Origin of the sequence: Pseudomonas sp. VA159-2, assembly GCF_024126635.1 — a bacterium.
In the GTDB taxonomy this organism is placed as follows: Bacteria; Pseudomonadota; Gammaproteobacteria; order Pseudomonadales; family Pseudomonadaceae; genus Aquipseudomonas; species Aquipseudomonas muyukensis.
This window is the reverse complement of the sequence record NZ_JAMYBV010000084.1, coordinates 1-464: the sequence shown is the minus strand read 5'-3', so window position 1 is coordinate 464 and position 464 is coordinate 1. Positions and strand designations below refer to the sequence as shown.

The following is a 464-nucleotide window of genomic DNA, read 5'->3' as shown; positions in this document are numbered from 1 at the left end:
CCCGGCGATCCTGCATGATGCAAAGATCCCGAGGCCGCTGCGCGCCCTTTTCGCGACACAAGGCCGCTCCTACAAGGGGACGCGTGGGCTTCAGGCCGGCGGCAGCACTGCAGAAGGCGCAGCAAGAGGCCCAGTGGGTGGCACCGGCGGAACGGCGCAGCGGGCGCTGACGCTCGCTTGCGGCGCCCTGCACCGCTTTGTGTAGGAGCGGCCTTGTGTCGCGAAAGGGCTGCGCAGCAGCCCCGGCGATCCTGCATGATGCAAAGATCCCGAGGCCGCTGCGCGCCCTTTTCGCGACACAAGGCCGCTCCTACAAGGGGGCGCGTGGGCTTCAGGCCGGCGGCAGCACTGCAGGAGGCGCAGCAGAGGCCCAGTGGGTGGCACCGGCGGAGCGGCGCAGCGGGCGCTGACGCTCGCTTGCGGCGGCCTGCGCCGCTTTGTGTAGGAGCGGCCTTGTGTCGCGA

General features: G+C 70.7%; 1 protein-coding gene. It reads left to right on the top strand.

What is annotated here, in order from left to right; genetic code table 11:
- Positions 1-205: hypothetical protein (locus tag NJG22_RS24455; protein ID WP_253098504.1), on the top strand; the 205-nt coding region annotated here is incomplete at its 5' end.
- Positions 206-464: the final 259 nt, after the last annotated feature.